Source organism: Pseudoalteromonas sp. McH1-7, from assembly GCF_013366255.1.
Classification (GTDB): Bacteria; Pseudomonadota; Gammaproteobacteria; order Enterobacterales; family Alteromonadaceae; genus Pseudoalteromonas; species Pseudoalteromonas peptidolytica.
The window spans coordinates 13,537-28,870 of the sequence record NZ_JABWPQ010000003.1 but is presented as its reverse complement, the minus strand read 5'-3'; the positions used below and the strand labels follow the sequence as shown (position 1 = coordinate 28,870).

At 42.5% G+C, this 15,334-nt stretch carries 15 protein-coding genes; 4 read left to right on the top strand and 11 right to left on the bottom strand.

Going from position 1 to position 15,334, the window contains the following annotated elements; genetic code table 11:
• Positions 1-34: 34 nt before the first annotated feature.
• Positions 35-2,461 carry a Lon protease family protein gene (locus HUZ36_RS02730; protein WP_176031925.1) on the top strand — a complete coding sequence of 809 codons (2,427 nt, stop codon included), beginning with the start codon at positions 35-37 and terminating at the stop codon, positions 2,459-2,461.
• Complete coding sequence (locus HUZ36_RS02725) at positions 2,448-2,927, top strand: FKBP-type peptidyl-prolyl cis-trans isomerase (protein WP_147389336.1); 480 nt, start codon at positions 2,448-2,450, stop codon at positions 2,925-2,927. The genes HUZ36_RS02730 and HUZ36_RS02725 overlap by 14 nt, the downstream gene beginning before the upstream one ends.
• Before the next feature lie 64 nt (positions 2,928-2,991).
• Here the strand turns inward: HUZ36_RS02725 and HUZ36_RS02720 are convergent, their stop codons facing one another.
• The 9 genes from HUZ36_RS02720 to HUZ36_RS02680 all read right to left on the bottom strand — a co-directional run bounded on the left by HUZ36_RS02720 (position 2,992) and on the right by HUZ36_RS02680 (position 11,674).
• Positions 2,992-4,176 (bottom strand): cellulase family glycosylhydrolase, encoded by a 1,185-nt coding sequence (locus tag HUZ36_RS02720; RefSeq protein WP_176031924.1) that lies wholly within the window; start codon positions 4,174-4,176, stop codon positions 2,992-2,994.
• A 404-nt stretch (positions 4,177-4,580) separates the two neighbouring features.
• The gene (locus HUZ36_RS02715) at positions 4,581-4,907 is read right to left on the bottom strand and encodes a hypothetical protein (RefSeq protein ID WP_125250868.1); all 327 of its coding nucleotides are present in this window, start codon (positions 4,905-4,907) and stop codon (positions 4,581-4,583) included.
• A complete protein-coding gene (locus HUZ36_RS02710) occupies positions 4,904-5,542 on the bottom strand; it encodes a DUF4178 domain-containing protein (RefSeq protein WP_176031923.1) in 639 nt (212 codons plus the stop codon). The genes HUZ36_RS02715 and HUZ36_RS02710 overlap by 4 nt, the downstream gene beginning before the upstream one ends.
• Positions 5,543-5,611: 69 nt before the next feature.
• Entirely contained in the window at positions 5,612-6,301 is a 690-nt protein-coding gene (locus HUZ36_RS02705; RefSeq protein ID WP_125250866.1) for a PspA/IM30 family protein, read from the bottom strand.
• 15 nt (positions 6,302-6,316) lie between these two features.
• Positions 6,317-6,730: a DUF2170 family protein gene (locus HUZ36_RS02700; RefSeq protein WP_125250865.1), complete on the bottom strand. Its 414-nt coding sequence runs from the start codon at positions 6,728-6,730 to the stop codon at positions 6,317-6,319.
• Positions 6,731-6,810: 80 nt separating this feature from the next.
• Positions 6,811-8,463: a polyamine aminopropyltransferase gene (locus HUZ36_RS02695; RefSeq protein ID WP_241651549.1), complete on the bottom strand. Its 1,653-nt coding sequence runs from the start codon at positions 8,461-8,463 to the stop codon at positions 6,811-6,813.
• A gap of 87 nt (positions 8,464-8,550) precedes the next feature.
• Entirely contained in the window at positions 8,551-9,450 is a 900-nt protein-coding gene (locus HUZ36_RS02690; RefSeq protein WP_176031922.1) for a DUF350 domain-containing protein, read from the bottom strand.
• A gap of 23 nt (positions 9,451-9,473) precedes the next feature.
• Complete coding sequence (locus HUZ36_RS02685) at positions 9,474-10,415, bottom strand: CHAD domain-containing protein (RefSeq protein ID WP_128729774.1); 942 nt, start codon at positions 10,413-10,415, stop codon at positions 9,474-9,476.
• Positions 10,416-10,891: 476 nt separating this feature from the next.
• On the bottom strand, positions 10,892-11,674 hold the full coding sequence (locus HUZ36_RS02680) for a sporulation protein (protein ID WP_176031921.1): 783 nt from the start codon (positions 11,672-11,674) through the stop codon (positions 10,892-10,894).
• A 241-nt stretch (positions 11,675-11,915) separates the two neighbouring features.
• On the opposite strand from HUZ36_RS02680, the gene yegD reads away from it, so the two are divergent.
• A complete protein-coding gene (gene yegD, locus HUZ36_RS02675) occupies positions 11,916-13,274 on the top strand; it encodes a molecular chaperone (RefSeq protein WP_128732616.1) in 1,359 nt (452 codons plus the stop codon).
• Between the two features lie 214 nt (positions 13,275-13,488).
• On the opposite strand, the gene HUZ36_RS02670 is transcribed toward yegD, so the two are convergent.
• Complete coding sequence (locus HUZ36_RS02670) at positions 13,489-14,124, bottom strand: LysE family translocator (protein ID WP_176032023.1); 636 nt, start codon at positions 14,122-14,124, stop codon at positions 13,489-13,491.
• A gap of 14 nt (positions 14,125-14,138) precedes the next feature.
• On the bottom strand, positions 14,139-14,822 hold the full coding sequence (locus HUZ36_RS02665; protein ID WP_128732617.1) for an XRE family transcriptional regulator: 684 nt from the start codon (positions 14,820-14,822) through the stop codon (positions 14,139-14,141).
• Positions 14,823-15,049: 227 nt separating this feature from the next.
• Here HUZ36_RS02665 and HUZ36_RS02660 point away from each other — a divergent pair, with 227 nt between their 5' ends.
• A complete protein-coding gene (locus tag HUZ36_RS02660; protein WP_125250973.1) occupies positions 15,050-15,304 on the top strand; it encodes a helix-turn-helix domain-containing protein in 255 nt (84 codons plus the stop codon).
• Positions 15,305-15,334: the final 30 nt, after the last annotated feature.

Genomic DNA, 15,334 nt, shown 5'->3' with positions numbered 1-15,334 from the left:
GACCAACGTATGCGAACAATACAAAGAAGTTAGAATGACCAAATCCAAATTGTCGTCTGAAAAATCATTACAGGCAAGCCAGCTTGCACCATCGGTTTCGTTGAATCACATTGAAAATTGTATCCAAAATCCGTATCCAGAGGCACTTCCTTTTATTGGCCAACAGCGCGCTCAAACCGCATTAGACTTTGCTCTGGGTATGGAGTTACCAGGTTATAATGTCTATGTGATGGGTGAGGCGGCATTAGGCCGGTTTACTATGGTAAAAGATAAATTAGAAGCGCACAGTAAAACAAAGCCAACGCCTAAGGAGTGGTTGTACGTTAATAATTACGACGACCACCGCGAGCCAATTGCACTATTTATGCAAGCAGGTGAGAGTAAGCAGCTTGAAGCTGATATAGACGCATTTATTGATGAAATCTTAGATACTTTTCCAGCCGCTTTTGACAATCCAGGTTATCAACGCAAGAAAAAGTCATTAGATAAAGAGTTTGAGCAAAAATACGATGCTGCGATCACTGCTGTTGAGCAGCAAGCTACCAATATGAGCGTGGCACTGATTGAAGACACAGGTACAGTGGGCTTTGCGCCTGTGGTCGAGGGTAAGCAACTCAGCGATACAGAGTTTTCGGCACTAGATGAGCACGTTCAAGCGCATTTCTTGACAGCGATAGAAACGTTAGAAGATGCGTTAATTGAATCTCTTATTGAGTTGCCAAGGTGGAAGCGTGAATCTTCAGAGCGCTTGCGTAATCTTAAAAAGACCACCATTGAAATGGCGACCAAGCCACTTTTAAAAGCCCTTGAGCACAAGTATGCCGCACACATCGGTGTGCTGCGTTATCTCAAAGATCTCAAAGTTGAAATTGTCGACGCGGTACTAGACTGGTTAGATGACGACAGTAGTAATGATGAAAATAAAGATGACTTTGATTCAAAAGGGATGCTAACAGACTTTTTTGCCCCCAATATTTTGGTTGAATTTAAAGAAGACGATCCTGCTCCTGTTGTATACGAGCCAAACCCTACCTTTGGCAATATCTTTGGCAAGGTAGAGTACGCAACGTCTCAGGGTAACCTGATCACCAGCTATCGCTCTATACAGGCTGGTGCCTTACATCGCGCTAATGGTGGCTATTTGATCATGGACGCGGAAAAAGTGTTGGCCAACGCGCAAGTATGGGATGGCCTCAAGCTCTCGCTAAAAACCCATCAAATTAAAAATGATTTACCATATCAAGATAACTCTGTTGGTAGCAGCTTTACCTTAAAGCCGCAGTTGATACCATTAGATGTAAAAATAATCCTGCTTGGCTCGCGAGATTTGTATTACACCATAGGTGAATACGATGAAGAGTTTGCAGAGCTATTTAGAGTATTGGCTGACTTTGATTACTATTTACCGAGTTCAGATAAAATGCAGTACCAATTCATCACTAAAGTGATGGAGTATTGTAATGAGACTTTGAAGATTGAACTGAGTTCTTCGGCGTTGGCACGAATGCTCAAGTTTAGTTATCGTCAAGCGGAGCATCATAGCAAGCTCTCTGCACGTTTTGCCGATGTTTTAGAGCTGGTGGCTGAAGCGAGTTTTTATGCTAAACAAGACGATGTCAATCAGATAGCTGCCAATCATATTGATGAGGCGATAGCTGGAAAAGAGTATCGTACAGGTCAGTTGAGTGAAAATATGCTCAGTGATATTCAAGAAGGACATACGTTAATTGCAACCCAAGGTACGGCTATCGGTAAGGTTAACGGGCTAACTGTACTGCATATTGGCGATACCGCATTTGGTACTCCCGCTCGTATTACGTCTACGGTATACGCTGGTGCAGATGGTGTTATTGATGTTGAACGTGAGGTAGATTTAGGTAAATCAATTCACTCAAAAGGGGTAATGTTACTGACGGGGTATCTAGGTAATAAATACGCGCAAGATTTTAGTTTAACGCTTAGTGCAAACATTGCCATTGAGCAAAACTATGGTTTTATCGATGGTGATAGTGCATCCCTTGCTGAACTTTGTGCGCTGCTATCGGCGGTGACGCAATTACCGGTCGATCAATCTCTGGCGCTAACTGGGTCTATTAACCAACACGGTGAAGTGCAAGCTATTGGTGGTGTCAACGAAAAAATCGAGGGCTTTTTTAAACTCTGCAAAATGCGCGGCCTAACCGGTAAGCAAGGGGTTATCATTCCTGAGTCAAATACAGTGAATTTAGTATTAGACGACCAAGTGATTGCCGCTGTGGAAAAAGGCTTATTCCATGTGTATGCCGTAGCTACTGTGGATGAAGCGCTTAGTTTGTTAATGAATAAAGCCGCAGGAGAGCTGAGTGAAGAGGGCTATCCTGAAGACAGTATCAATGCGGTTGCAATGGCGAAGCTAGAGCGTATTGCAAAAGTGGTAAACGGCGATGATGACAAAGGAGAAGAAAGCCATGACAACAACTAATATTATCCTTGTTATTATAGCGTTGGTCATTGCGGTAATGTTTTTTCGAGGTGGCCAAAAGCAAAAGCAACTTGCCCAGCTTAATCGGGTTCAAGCCATAGACTTTTTAAAAGAGAATGAGAAACGTGCTGAAGTACATAAAACTGACTCAGGTCTTCAGTACGAAATCATTACGCAAACCGAAGGCGGCAAACAACCCAGTGCAACGAGCAAAGTGAAAGTGCACTATCATGGCACCTTACTTGATGGCTCCGTATTTGACAGTTCTGTTTTGCGTGACCAACCAATTAGCTTTGGACTTAATCAAGTGATCCCAGGGTGGACAGAAGGGGTGCAGCTTATGACAGAAGGGGATAAATATCGCTTTTGGATTAGCCCTGATTTAGGCTATGGTGACCGTGCTGCAGGTAAAATCGAACCCGGTTCATTATTGGTGTTTGAAGTCGAGTTATTAGCGGTAGAGTAATAAGGTTACAATCATAAAGGTATACGCATAGCACTGCGTATACCTGAGTTACTTAATGCGGCAATTATCTACCTTCACCAATCCAGTCTTTAAGCCAGACACCTGACTCTTTTAGTTGACTATCCACGAAGTTTTGATTGGCACACGTATTTCTTTTCCAAATAGCGCCGCTGCGAAAGTCATCAGAATAATTCCAGTTGGTCCAACTGATCTTTTTGCGCTTCATCAGATCGATATACTTTTGCGTACTAATTCGGTCATTGGAACCATCGCCGTCATAGTTTTGTGCGCCCCACTCACTAACAAATACAGGCAGCAGATCTGACGCCTTATCAAGGACTGAGCGATAACTGTCTTGGTGTGATGCTGCGTAAAAGTGAAAGGTATACATGATGTTATTGAATGGAACCGGATCATTGAGCACATCTTCAACACTGCCGCCGCTAGAATGACCAAAGGTTGCCCAGCCATGAGTGCCAACAAGTACGATAGCATCTGATTGAATGGCACGGATCACAGGAATAATCTGTTCGCTATATTCACGTACCGCAGTCCATGTGACGTTATTAGGTTCGTTCGCGATATCATAGATGATATTTTTACGGTGTTTGTTTGCTGTCACTATATCGGTGAAAAATCGCTTTGCAAGCTCAAGGTTAGCGTTTGGATCGCCAGGTGTAAGTTGGTGCCAGTCTACTAATACATACAAGCCACGTTGACTGGCCATATCAATCAGTTTATTCATTTCATCCGTGAACTTCTCTGGATTCGTAGCATATCCGCCTTCTTGCACGTACATGCTTAGGCGAATAATATCCGCTTGCCAGTCAACAGCAAGTGTGTCGAATGATAGATCTGTTAAGCATTTTCCCAGTCCATACCATTGCAGTCCATGACTACTCATACCGCGTAACTGAATTTTTTCTTGGCGCTCGTTACAAAGCCCAGTATCACAAACTGAAAGCTGTCCATGACGTTCAAAAGGCGTGATCCGAGTATTGCTATCACAACGCCCTAAGTATTGCCATGCCGAGCTGGTTCCTGGCTCTGACTGCGTCCACCAGTTGGCTTGATAGAGTTTATTTTGATGTTGCATTTTATCATTGGTATTGGCATGAGTTGGGGCTCCTTGCCAGTTTGTTTGTGGCCAGTCAGGGTAAGTATTGATACCATCACAAGTGATGGCTTGTGCCTGACTCATACCAAGGCCTACCGCAAGGGCGGCTGCAGTTAAATTGATTGATTTCATTATAATGTCCTTTACATGTGTATTGTTGTTTTGCTGGCTGCTAGAAAGGCATTGATTATCTGAAGCTCCGATTATCTAGCCCAGCACACTCTAATCTAACTAAGAAAATATAGGTACGTCTTAGACTTTAGTCTGAACCTGATCGTAAAGTATTAAAATTGGATAGATATGTGTCAAAAAGAGTAACAGAGATAAAGTCGTTGCCAATTTAAGGTTTAGACGTGGAAATGAGACAGCTGGCTTATTTTCTTTGGGGCATTTGATAAAAAGCGCCGCGAATCATTATTTAATCTGAGGTCTGAATGGGGAATGCGATTTACCTGCATCATGTAGGCAAGGCGAGGTTATGCACCAACAGCGGTGAATTGACACTGAGCCCAACACCGTTAGCGCTAAAGCTCAAGTTACTTGGTTTTGCTCTGTGTGTAGCGACTCAATAGTATGCTGGCCACTTGCTGCTTCACGGCCCGTTTATCGGTAGGGTCGACATCAAAGCGTTTAGCTAATAGCATGATTTCGTCATCAGTTAGATTGAAAGATAACCGTTGCCTCGTTTTTTTAGATTTTACTTCTAAACCGAGGATCTTCCTTATCATATCCGATGGGGTTAGCTCTTCATCTATTGCTTGTTTTTTGATACTTTTTTGCACTTCAGTGGTTAAGTCAAAGGCCATCTGTGTGGCCCTTAATGCAACTTCCTGACGTTTCCACTTACTCTCTCTGTCAGTCACGAGTTGGCTCCAGGAAACAAATCTATAATATCGCTAAGTGGTCGGCACATGGTCAGTGATACATCCGTTTCACCACCATCCCAGACTTCGATGTTGATAGCATATTTTTCATCGCTTGAAATAAGCTCTATGACTTCACAGGCTTCACCACTTTCATCTTGATAGCGTGGTAAGGCGCGGTCACGATAATCGCTGTCATAAAAATAGCAAACATAGGGAGCTTCACTTTGCTGATAACTTTTTCCTAAAAATCGCTCCAACGGCTCAGGTGTGGCTTGGGTATTAATCTGAGTCAGCGACTCTTCATCAAAAATCCGTGCGAACTCATCAAGACTGAAAATCGCGTCGACCTCTTCTCGTTGGATCTTGATTGAGAAGTTGGCATACTCTTCACCATCGCTTTGTTCTATCTGTAAAAAAGTAACCTTGCCTGAATCACTTTCAAGCACAAATTCGTATTCGGCACTTCGTTCATATTGGTATGTTTGCACCCCAATCACTTTGAGTGTTTTGCCTTTTAGCCAACTTGGGTATGCAAATGAATCAATGATAGTGAGCATGTCTCCAACTTTTAGATCTTTGGCATGATCAAGTTGTCGCTCAGGTGTTTTTTTAGATTTAAAGAAACCAAACATGATGCACCTATAGGGTTATCAAAAATGATAAAAAGGAGGCTAGGCCTCCCTTCTTAAAAAATAGCAAGTTTACTTGTTTTGCTTCGCTCTAATGCGCTCAAGAATATCGTTGCTCTTTGGCGTAGAGCCAATTCCAGCTTCAGCCATTTTTGCTTTTAAATCAGCACCACTGGCAGCTGCTTCTAGCTCTTTCGCTGCGGCAAGTTGGTCTTGTCTATCTTGTTGGCGCTGCTTGATACGCTCAAGAGATTGACGGGCATTTACCATTGATGACTCATTGGTGTTTAGTGTGCTGTTCACTGCCATGGTCGCTTTTTGAACGCTGTCTGTGGTTTTAACCATAGTCAGTTGGCGTTGATTTTCCTTTATTGACTTTTCGGCTTCTTTAATTTGTTGCTTCAATAAGATTACATGTTTACTAAAGCCATCTAGCACTTGTTGGTGCTCTGCACGCTCATCTTCAAATTCGCTGATTTTTTCTGCTATTTCAACCGCAAGCGCTTCATTACCCTTTTCTAGTGCTTCACCTGCGTAGTTTTCATGTTCAATGATGCTGTCTTCAAGCGATGCGAGTTTGCGCTTAGTTTGCATTTCTTTAGCCATCACTTCAGTAAGGCTTTTCTTTGCTTTGGCTAACGCGTTTTTGGCATCTGCAATCTCTTGTTCGAAAATACGGATGCCGTTTGCATCAACAATTGATTCACCAACTTCTCTCGCGCCACCACGAACCGCGGTAAATAATTTCTTTAAAATACTCATTTCACAACTCCAATACTAATCATTCAAATACATAGTCACAGCATCTAAAGCTTCAATGGCATTATCTGCTAAGGTGACAAGTTCGTGCGTGATTTCATCAATTGAGGAGGAAACAGCTAGAGCACCAAATATTGCATACTGCTCATCAATTTTAGCAAACGCACTCAGAGGAATAGGCACATTGAGTTTTAATAATGCTTCATTTAACTCGTTGAGCAACTCAGGTTTCACTTCATTTTCGTTGAATAAGTAACTAATACACACTAGTTGCTCTTCAGTCTGAGTTACAAAAATCGGTAATTCGTCATTTCCGTCAACAATCACTTGCAATACATCCTGCTCGCCCTCATTAGCGATTAGGAATGATTCGAAGTTAGCACCTTCAGTTTCAAATGATGCTAATTTGATTGATAGTTCATTTAATTCCATCTTCATTTACCTTTTCGTATTGACATATTATGTCTGAGTTAAGATTTGCACGTAAGACATATTATGTCAATGGTCGCGCGTTAATTTTTGTACAACTCATCTTCAGTTTGCCATGCTTGGCGATAATAATCATAGAGCTTTCCCGTCCCTAACTGATTGACTTCTATATCTTTTGCGTCATCAAAAAAGTGATTTGGAAATGCAAAAGTAGATAATAAATAATTTTTATTGATCCAATTACTTGCCACAGGCAACGTCGTGACAGTGCGAATTCTTTCACTTGCTGGTTGTCCTGCTCTAGTTGCAATTGTCCAACCCCACTGGCCAAATGAGGGAATATTTTGCTGATATTGTTCCACATGGGTGAAGCCTGCATGCTTTACGGTTTTAGCGATACTAATAAAAGCTTTTTTAGCATGGTAGGGTGAAGTTGATTGAATTGCCAAGGCGCCGTCTGGTGCGAGTAACTGACGCACATGGTTGTAAAAATAGTCGCTGTACAATTTGTTCAAATCAGGGTGGTTTGGATCGGGTAAATCAATAATGATAGTGTCAAACTGCCGCCCTTGATCGAGCATTTTTTCAACTTCTAAAAATGCGTCTGCAACAATAACAGTAGCTCGCGGATCGTTTAACGCCCCCTTGTTTAATGTAGTCAGTTTGGCTGTGATCTCTGGTTTTTGAGGAAACGGTTGATCCGCCAAGCCAAATAGCGACAGTAATTGCCCATCCAAATCTATCAAGGTGGCACTTTTTACGGGCCATTCTAATACATCGCGTAATGCGAGCCCGTCGCCACCGCCAATGATCAAGACATTTTCACGACGATTTGAAGCAAGCATGGCAGGGTAGACGAGCATGGTATGGTAGATTTGCTCATCCACAGACGAAAATTGCAGTCGGCCATTTAGGAATAAGTCATTAATGGGAGTCGGCTGTGTGCGACTCAAACGCTCGGTAATGACAACATGCTGATACTTGGTTGCTTCTGAGTAAATGACTTTGTCTTTGTACAAGACATTGCTTAGATCTTTCATCCAAATAGAGCCATTATTTAAGATGATAAAAAAGATCCCTAGTAACAGAAAATGACAGACAAAAAGTAGTTTAGATAGCTTTACATGGGCTTGATAGCGCCATAAAAAAATCAATCCAGCAATAATATTGAAAAGTGCTGTCCATGCCGCGGCTTGCATGATTGGCAGTGCCAGCATAATGGTCACCCATATCGCTGCACCAACGCCTGCCCCGATGTAGTCTGCGCCATAAATAGTACCAGCGTTATTTTCAAGAAAACGGCCATATACTTGCTGACGGATCCTCGCTATCAGTGGAATTTCCATGCCGATAAAAATACCTAAGATTAATCCAAATACATAGGGAAGAAATCGTGCAAAGTCTTGTAGTTGCTCAAACGGCATGCCATCAAGCAGGCTGTCTGTCGGCAAGCTGTAGATACTAGATAATGTATGGGGCAGCGTGTAGGTGAGCGCGATGACGCTGGCAATGATCAAAATACTACTCATTCCCAGCAGTGCGATTAAGCTTTCAAGCCAAGCAAAGGCTGTAAAAGGATCCTTGAACCAACGAGCTAAGAAAGCGCCAATACCCATGGCAACAATCATGGTGCCTATCATTGCATAAATTGCACTTTCGACAGAGCCTAAAACGCGTCCAGCATAGTGGGAGAGTAAGTATTCGTAAATAAGGCCGCAACCAGCCAAAATAGCCATTACGCCGATAAGTAATGTGTCGTGACCGAGCAACGACCAGTTGCCGGCCACCTTTGTTGAAGTTTGTGGTGCTGTTTCGCTCAAGAGTTAGGCACCTAGCAAACTTGCCATCGTTAAGCCAATCGCAAAAGAGAGTGCCGCTGAAATGGCTGCAACACCAACATTCTTTTGTCTATTTACTTCATCAGAAATATCTTTGCCAGCAAGGATGATTTTGATCATCACCAAGTGTAGAACAATAAAAAGCAGCACACTGCCAAGGGCACAAAGGCTCCAATATAGCAGGCTAGCATTGATATCGTCGGCAACATAAGGAGCGATACCCGAAGCTGCGGTAAGCGCCAAAGCAGAGCCGATTAAAAAGCCAGCGTAACGGATCCCCACAGCAACATTGTTGTCTTTAATTGCCTGCTGTAAGCAGTCGCCACTCTTGTTGGTGCGTTTGAATAGTTGTACACGATACTGAGTTACCAATAGCATACAGATGTTCCCGATAACAAAAGCGGCAACGACGATGGGTAAGCCATACCATCCCTCAGTAAGCACCCATAACAAGGCTGAGCGTATCACAATGGCAACACTTACCACATGGCCAAAGTCGATAAGTGCAGCTGTGACGTTACCTTTGATGATCTCATCATGTAGGTCGACCTTTCGCAGCGCAACTTTGTCTTGAAAAAAGTGACCAAGTTTAATCAGTACGATCCCCACGATGCCATAACCTGCCATTTGAATCGCTTCTTGAGCAAGTGAACTGGCAAATGCGCCACTGGTTATGCCTGAGATAACGATAGCTAAACCAGTTAACCCAGCTGCAAAGCTCAAGCCAAAAGCAAAATTGTCTCTTTCTGTGATCTCGTCGTTGGCGTGGAGGTTAGACACCAAGCCTTTAATATATTTTAAGCTAACAAATAGCGCGGCGATCACCGCCATATCTATTAGCAATGCTTGAAAAGTCCAAGCTGTTAATCCGTTAAATTGATACATGTGTTAACTCCGCTATATATGCGCTATTTGCCCCGGCTTACGCCGCGGGAGGTTCTACTTGAGCTATTGCGAATTGAGCCTGAACTGGAAGCTCTTGAATAGCTGCTTCGCGTAACCGACGAAGGGGTATTACTGCTTCGGCTTAGCCCTGATGCGCCAGCTTTTTTCTTCGCATAAGGACTAGTAAATTGTTTGCCTTGGCGTTGATAGGACTGCTTAGTGCGTTTTACTAATTCAGTTTGGCGTTTGTAGCTCTTATAGCTGGTATATCTGTGGCGACCATAGTCGCTGTAATAGCTATATCTTCGATGTTTACTCCAGCGGCCATATTCGACGTCGCCGACAATGTCGCCAAGCATGCGATAAACACCATACCACACCCAAAAGCTTGTTCCATTTGAGTCAGTTTGCCATTCACCATAGTTTGCATTACCGACAAGCTGGTTACCCACCGCTGCCTGACCATTGTTTGTTATGTGTTCTGCCTGTTGGCTGATAGCACCGACACGGGCTAATTTACCATCAGACATATCCGCTAACACATTGATAGGATCGGTTAGTGCATCATTAAACAGACTAATTGAGGCTGCCTCTTTTAACAGTATTGCTTGGTTAATGATATCGTCGCTGCTCATTGTTGGAGCTGGAGATTTAAGGGATTGATAACGAGTCAATAAACTCTGATAAAGTGTGCCACTGCTCGTTGCATCTTGTGCGATGATTTTAGCAATTTCACTAAGTTGAGGTTTTTGCTGAGCGAGTACTTTGCCATACTCAGTCAATAGGTTGGCATTTCTTAGCTGCTTTTTATCAAGCGCAGTACCCAACGTATTAATCGCTGTTGAGGCGTCTTGAAGTGTATGTGTGATGGTTTGCTGGAGGCGCTCTTCTTTTGATTCACAGCCTAGCAGAAAGCTCATTACACACAGCAGGCTAACTAATTGCCAAATTTTAAAGTTGGACATTCATGTCACCTAATCTACCTTGACCATTCGTGTTAATGTGCTGCCTTATTGCCTTTAAGTCAACTATTAAGCTTTATAATACCAAGCCCTAAATTGTAACAATAAGTCAGAGAGAGGGTTTTCTTAACTTATACTCCTAACATCAATATTGTCCAATTAAGCAGCTGATTATGACAAGCGCATGGCATTACCGTAAAACCTATCGTCATACAGACTCTATTGTTATAAGTATTGTTGTTAATATGGCAAAAAAGCAGTAGTTATTAGGTTATACCAATTTTCTTAATTAAGTGGTCTATTTTGAGGCGAAAAAATCTTGTCGATAACCAGGCAAAAATTTTGCTATTTAGTTGTTCTAAATAAGAAATTTTTAACGCAGTTAGCGTTAGATTTACTCCTTTAAATTGAGCAAGTATTAAGTCAAATTGATATTACTACTGCCTATTTAACCTGAGGTTGCTTGTTACTCAACTCGCTCAGCTATGTTGCTCGAGCATGTCGTAGATGATGTCTTCAAGTGCTTCGATGTCTTCTGCACTTATTAATAGCCTTGACTTAGACTCATCAAGATCGAGGGCTTCAGCAAAAAAGCCTTTTAATCCTCGAGCTTTTCTATCCATTTCGAAAATAACTTCTAGCTGTTCGCCACGGGTAAAAAAGACCATCTCGACTTCATCAAAGCGACCGTGAAAATCGCCTGTGATGGTTTTAAACTCCAACTCCTGCACAAATGGAAGACGTGAAAAGGATACTTCATCAATACCTTCACAATCAGACTCATAAAGTTTAAAACCAAGGGCTTCCATCGCATCGATTACGGCTTGTTGTAGCTCAGAAGGCACAATGTGCAGATAGTCGCGGTCAGATTTATCAAGTGCCATATCAATGTCGAGGTTGGTTGCAATCCACGTCTTAGACTGACCTACGGTCAGTGGAGTCTCTTCTGCTAAATCGAGCGCAAATGGAATATGCTTTTCATCACCAGGTTCGATGGTAAATTGTTCATCTATATGAAACGCAGCGAGAGTATGCGATTTGGTAACCGTTATTGTCTCACCTTCACTGTCTTCTTTTTCAACGGTGTAATTACACATTACTTTTAGATCTATTTTGTTGATCTCTTGTGCAACTTTGCCACCAATGATTTTTACAATGCCAGAGATTTCTTCGCCAGGAGCGGCTTGATGATGATCCAGTACGGTGTCAACTTTTGCTGCGCCAATACCGACAGCCCCAAGGGCTTTTTTAAAGAAAGACATATTCATCCTTATTTATGTTATGACCTTCCATCATGGAAAGTTTTGCGCTGTCGATTATAGGAATTAATAGAGATTCGTCAAATGCTTTTCTGTTTCGCAGACGCTGTTTTCTGGGCTGTGTATTATTTTTCAACAAGATGAATTAGAGTGTAACATTAACCCAATCAGCGCTAATAAATTCATCTGACAATAACCTCAATCATGGTACACTTCGCGACTTTTCAGTTGTTCGAGGTAGAGAATGAAAGTCGGGTTTGATTACGGTAGCTCCAATTGCGCAATGGGCGTCATGAAAAATGGTGAAGTAGAATTACTGCGTCTTGAGCAAGATAAACATTACCTACCTTCAACTATGTATGCCATGCACAATGCACTTATCCCCGCTTTTGTGCACCGCCACGCTGTTATTACGGATACCGACTACGCTCAGTCTCGTCAAGGCTTACTGAGTGTTGCTCAGCAGGCAAAACGTGATTTAGATCTTGCTTCGCAGGAGACAGGCGTATTTTTTGGCCAGCAGGCCATTAACGAATACATCGAATTTCCCGAAGAAGGCTTTTACGTTAAATCTCCCAAGTCTTTTTTTGGTGCTGTTGGCCTCAAGCCACAACAAGTTGCATTTTTTGAAGACATCGCAACGGCAATGATGTTAGAGATTAAGCAGCGAGCCGAATCTCAATTACAACAAACACTTACTGATACAGTTATCGGTCGCCCGGTTAACTTTCAATCCGTCGGAGGCGAAGAGAGTAATCAGCAGGCTATCAGCATTTTAACTACAGCAGCCAAACGGGCTGGATTTCAAGCGGTAGATTTTTTGTTTGAGCCTTTAGCTGCGGGAATTGAATATGAAAGTCGCCTTGAGCGCGATAAGTTGGTGTTAGTTGTCGATATTGGAGGTGGTACTAGCGACTGCTCTTTTGTGCGTATGGGGCCGAGCTATCGCGACAACGACCAGCGACAACAGGACTTTTTGGCACACACCGGAAAGCGTGTAGGGGGTAATGATTTAGATATTGCTCTTGCTTATCATCAGTTAATGCCGCTATGCGGGCTAGGTTCAAAGATGAATTCAGGCCTGCCAATGCCGAGTCAACTATACTGGCAGGCATGTAAAATTAATGACATCCAGTCACAACTAGATTTTTATAGCGATAAACTAACACGTGAACTAAAAAGCATGCTTCGTGACGTTGCCGAGCCGGACAAATTGGCACGTTTACTGACCATTCAACAAAATAAGTTGACCCATCAGGTTGTCCGCGAAGGTGAGCTTGGCAAAATAGCGCTATCTGAGCAGGAGCAGTTCAACGCCGATCTGAGCTTTATTGGAGCACACTTAACTCAAACTATCACACAGCAAGATTTTGCTGACGCCGTGATGTTAAATCTTGAGCAAATGGGAGCGCTTGCCAAAGAAGCGATAAGCCAAGCAGGCGCAAAGCCTGATGTGATCTATTTAACCGGTGGTAGTGCGCAGTCTCCATTGCTTAAAGCAACCCTTGCGCAGCAAATTGGTGATATTGAGATGGTTAACGGTGACAACTTTGGCAGTGTGACGGCAGGGTTAACTAAGTGGGCGGATAAAATATTTAAGTAACGCTTACGGCCATCAATGTGTCTTAGTATTTACCTGAACTTGGGGTAAAAAGCTTTCCTTGCCGACATGGATGTAGGCAAGGCGAAAACTTTGCTATTTAGCTGTTCTAAATAGGAAATTTTTAACGCAGTTAGCGTCAGTGTTACGTCTTCAAATTGAGCAACTATTAATGCTAATAGGTATGACAGCCCCTAAAAACGAGAAGTATCATCAATTAGCGTAATAAGTTGACAGCTAGCGCAATAAAAATTAATCCTGAAATACGATCAATCCAAATGGGCGCGGCTGGGTGTTGTCGAAAATATCCTGCAATTTTATCGCCGCCATAGATATACATACAGTCTATTGGAAAGGCTAAGATAGGATAAAGTAAGCCAAACATCGCCAACTGCATCGTGGTTGAAGTTGCTAAATTACTATCGACAAACTGAGGAATAAAAGCGATAAAAAAAAGTGCAACCTTTGGATTTAACACTTCAGTCATCATGGCTTGCAGCATTACATTTTTAGGCTTTTTTGTGCTTACATGCGGTTTATCCTCACAGGCCGGCTGGGCTTGGCCTAACGTATCCTTAATCGTTATGATACCAAGATAAGCAAGGTAAGCTGCGCCGAGATATTGTACTGTGGTATAGGCTGCTTCTGAGGCTTTTAGTAGTGCTGACAAACCTACCACAGCAAAAATGGTGTGGATCACGCCACCGAGTGCAAAGCCCAATGCGCTTTGCATGCCAGCAGCACGGCCATTAGTAAAAGTTTGCGCCATCAAAAATGCGTTAGAGGGGCCTGGCGCAACAGCAATCACGGTGCTGGCGATTAAGAATGAAAATAAGTATTCAGGGTTTAGCATCATAGCGCTTATCGTTATATGAGATCTTTACCAATCCATACCACTTTGCCGAGGATCTCCAATTGCTCTAATTCATTCGGCATCACGACTTGCTCTTTGTACTCTTTATTATCACTAATCAAGCGCACTGAGCCATCAAAGTTTTGTTGCAAGCGTTTGGCATAAAGCTCTTCACCAAGTCGCACCACGTAAATCAGCCCTTCACTGAGCTTTTTATCTGAGAGATCAACTAGTATAGTGTTGTTGTTATGAATGGTGGGCTCCATAGAGTCGCCCTTGGCAAACACCACGACGAGTTGTGACTTGTCGAGATTTTTAAATTCAATCCACTTTTTTCTAAATGCGAGATAACGTGCGACTTCTGCACTTTGGTTAAATGCACCATGTCCTGTACTAACAGAAACGTGATACCCAGGGACAATAACGAAGTCTTCATTGAATTCATCTAGAGAAATATGTTGCTGAATGACTGGAGATGGCGTTTTGCAGTCAACCGGTATGCCAGTAACCAACCACATTAGGTCAACATTAGCTTGCGTTGCTATGCGCTCTATAACACTTAATTTTGGATCTTCGCCTTTTAATATTCTGCGCAGCGTCCCTTCTGATACATCAATTTTTAACGCAAAAGCTCTAATGCTGTCTGGCTTGATCGCATATTCTACGCGCTCAGCTAGGCTCATGAGACTTTGTTCCATGCGTTGCCTCTTTAGTTATAATACATGTCCCTCATTATATGAGCTATTTTTTACGAAGTAAAATCATTTGTGACGCAAAAAAGATCCACTTATTAGTTGTAATGCGTAAAAAATAGATCTATTATCTTCATTAAATTACGCATTTGATGCAGTTAGTCAGTGTTTGCGTAAATAAGTGATGAGTTTTATTTTGGCTTATTTGCGCAATATTTTAAGGAATGAGTGTGATGTTAATGAGCCAACCATTAGTTTCTGAACGTGCGCCACTTGGTGCAGCTATCTTAAGATTTGCCCGTAAAAGTCGCGGGTTTACTCAGGCAGAGTCAGCGGCAAGCTATGGTATAGAAGAGCGCACATTAAGACGCTGGGAAAATAATGAATACAATCCTAAGTGGAACGACGTCGTTGCTTTGGTAGAAGATGTCTATTTAATGGATATCGTACATGTGATTGTGGGGCTAAGAACAGCAACAGCTGCGTAAAAAATTAAAGCCAGCTTTCGCTGGCTTCGG